This is a genomic window from Candidatus Synechococcus spongiarum SH4 (genome assembly GCF_000586015.1).
GTDB classification, from domain to species: Bacteria; Cyanobacteriota; Cyanobacteriia; order PCC-6307; family Cyanobiaceae; genus Synechococcus_B; species Synechococcus_B spongiarum_F.
Map to the genome: position 1 here is coordinate 1 of NZ_JENA01000202.1, position 2,945 is coordinate 2,945.

General features: G+C 65.2%; 3 protein-coding genes and 1 pseudogene. 2 read left to right on the forward strand and 2 right to left on the reverse strand.

From position 1 onward, the window contains the following. Positions 1-512 precede the first annotated feature (512 nt). Entirely contained in the window at positions 513-1,424 is a 912-nt protein-coding gene (locus BG35_RS0108370) for a 3'(2'),5'-bisphosphate nucleotidase CysQ family protein (protein ID WP_025782470.1), read from the reverse strand. On the opposite strand from BG35_RS0108370, the gene rsmI reads away from it, so the two are divergent. Both rsmI and BG35_RS0108380 read left to right on the forward strand, forming a co-directional pair. After that, positions 1,423-2,334: a 16S rRNA (cytidine(1402)-2'-O)-methyltransferase gene (gene rsmI / locus BG35_RS0108375; protein ID WP_051506224.1), complete on the forward strand. Its 912-nt coding sequence runs from the start codon at positions 1,423-1,425 to the stop codon at positions 2,332-2,334. The two genes, BG35_RS0108370 and rsmI, sit on opposite strands and share 2 nt — an antisense overlap. Before the next feature lie 8 nt (positions 2,335-2,342). Beyond that, positions 2,343-2,600, forward strand: a complete 258-nt coding sequence (locus BG35_RS0108380) for a hypothetical protein (RefSeq protein ID WP_025782472.1) — start codon at positions 2,343-2,345, stop codon at positions 2,598-2,600. A gap of 7 nt (positions 2,601-2,607) precedes the next feature. Here the strand turns inward: BG35_RS0108380 and BG35_RS0108385 are convergent. Then, positions 2,608-2,945 (reverse strand): annotated as a pseudogene (locus tag BG35_RS0108385) (hypothetical protein); the annotation flags it as partial.

The window sequence follows — 2,945 nt, forward strand, 5'->3', positions numbered from 1 at the left end:
GTTTTTTCACCTCCTTCTGTCATCATTCAACCCATGTTCGCAACATCTGCGCCCACCATGGACACCTCTGGAACAGGCAGTTCACGATGCGCCGGCAATGCCATGGCGAGAACCTGTCGTTCAGTTGATCAGCGACTGCCCCTTGGTGGATCCGCTCAGGATGGGGTTCCCGGCGAACTGGCGGACATGGCCTCCATGGGCGCATTCAGCCTGAATGACCGAATTGACCACAGGCTTCCCAGGGGATCCCGTGCGTTGCTGAAGCGTGTGACCTGTCCCGTGCTCTCGTAGTCGGCCGGGCCAATATCCGTCTGGTACTTGCCCACGGCGATGTCGAGACCCGCGTTGAGATCAATTACATCCTTGTCCTGAACATGCCAACCGGATGCCCGCAGGCGTTCTATGCATCATGGGACATCACCGGAAGCTGCTGCCCGACAGGCAGCTTGAAGGGTGCGGGCGTGGCTGGATGCGCATGATCACCATGTTGATACGATACGAAGCCGGAGCGTCTAAAGCACAAAACCCGGATCAATGGCGGCCATGGCCGTCCGGGCCCGGGCTTCCAGTTGCTCTTGACAGGGGCCGTGGCTGGCGATCAGACAACCCCTCTGCCGTAGATCGCCGCTGCCATAGGCGAGGGGGCGACCGTCCCCATGGCGGAAGCAACCCCCAGCCGCCCGGAGCACCGCTTCCGGCGCCGCCATGTCCCAGTGTTTCGGTGCGGAGCGGCCTGAGAGGGAAACGTACACGTCCGCTTCGCCCCGCAGGATGGCGGCCACCTTGCAGCCCACACTGCCCACGGATCGACTTCCGGCCAGGCCCAGGCGCGGAATCAGGGCTTCCAGACGCTCGTCACGATGATTGCGGCTGGCCACCAGGATCAAGTCTTCACAGCGGCGGCGCCCACTCAGTTGAGCGGGGCGGCCTATGCCCTGACGATTTTCCCGCCAGCAACGGCCCTCCAGACCGAACCACAGCTCCTCCCGCTCCGGCAGCATCACCAGCCCAAACCGGGGGCGGCCCTTGTGCAGCAGCGCCAGGTGGATGGCGTAGTGCCCGGTCCCCTCCAGAAAATCCCTGGTGCCGTCCAGGGGATCCAGCAGCCAGACCCACTCCTGATCCAGGGGATGGTCCCGGTGGTCAGGGTGGGTGGTTTCCTCACTCAGGATCCCCCAGGGGGCGTGGGGCCAATTCCGGGCCAGGGCTTGGAGCACGTGGCGATGGACTGCCCGATCAGCGGCGCTCACCGGCCCATCCCGTCCCTCCTCCACGGTCAACCCGGGGGGATAGCCGTAGGGAGGCTGTTGGCCACGGGCATAGGCCCGCAACAGGTCCGCGGCTTCCCAGCCACTGCGCCGCAGCACGGCCATGAGGTGGTCCCCTTTCACGCCATGGGGGAAAACAGCAGCAGGACTGGCCATGATGGCAACACAGGCAGGCGCCATTGTGGAACAGCCCCGGGAAGAACCCCATGGCGGGGTGCTCTATGTGGTGGGTACACCCATCGGTAACCGGGAGGATCTCAGCCCCCGCGCCCGCAGGGTGCTGGAGCAGGCGGATGTGATTGCCTGTGAGGACACACGCCACAGCGCCCGGTTGTTGCAAGATCTCTCGGGTCATGGCCGGCTGATCAGCTTTCACCGCCACAACCGTCGCCAGCGCCAACCGCAGCTCCTGGAGCTGATGACGGCGGGTCACAGCCTGGCGCTGATCAGTGATGCCGGCCTACCCGGCATCAGCGACCCTGGTGAAGAGTTGGTGGCGGCAGCGCGCCAGGCGGGGCATGGGGTGGTCTGCGTTCCCGGCCCCACCGCTTTTGTCACGGCCCTGGTGGGCAGTGGTCTGCCTTCCGGGCGGTTTGTGTTTGAAGGTTTTCTGCCGGCCAGGGCCGGCGCCCGGCGTCAGCGTCTCCGACACATGGCGGCGGAACCCCGCACCGTGGTGTTCCATGAGGCCCCCCATCGGCTGTTGGCGCTGCTGGAGGACCTGTTGAAGCTGTGGGGTGATCGCCCCCTCCAGGTGGCGCGGGAGTTGACCAAGCGCCATGAAGAGTTCGTTGGTCCCACCACGGCCATGGCCCTGGACCATTTCCGGGAGCGGGCGCCCCGGGGTGAATGTTGTGTTGTGGTGGGGGGCTGCCCGGAGCCGGAGACGTTGCCCTGGGATGGGGATGCCCTGGCAACCCGGTTGCAGGAGTTGATCCGGAGGGATGGCCTCAGCCCCAGCCAGGCCGCCCGTATCCTGGCCCAGCGCAGTGGCCACAGCCGCCAGCGGCTCTATGCCCTGCTGGTGCAACAGCGCTGCGACGAAGAGCAGGGCGCTGGGCCATAGTGGTTGTCATGGTCCGTCGTTTTCTCCTGCTGAGCACCGGCTGGGGTGTGGGCATACTGATGCTCCTATGCCTCAGTCTGGGCGCCCAGAACCTGGAGCGCTCGTCGGAGCGCCTCAGCCTTGACCTGGGGTTGAATCGCACAACCATCCCTTTACCCAGCGGCGTGATCATCGGGGTGGGATTGATCATCGGGGTGGTGGCTGGCAGCAGTGCCAGCGCCCTGGCGTGGCCCCGCTCCTCTTCAGTGGAAGAGGAGCGGGAGTGAGGGGGATTCAGGGCCGAGCCCCGGCAGTGGCAACACTTCCGGGCAGGGCATAGAGGGCGTCCTCAACCACCAGACGGCTGATCCCTTGCGCCAGCAGGTGAGGCGCCGTCTTGCCCAGCAGCTTGGGGTCGGCCAACTTGACAATCCGCTGGTTCCTACGACACTGGCGCCGTGCCTGGCGAACGTTGCTGAACAGGATCAGCCCTTGCCGCTGTTGTTCCTCCTTGTCCAGGGGGGCCAGGTGGTGGAGACTGCCCAAGGTCTGGGGTTGTAGCTCCACACTGCGTTCCACCAGGAGATAGAGGGGCGAAGGAAGCTTATTCACGTCAAGGTTGTCGGCCTGTG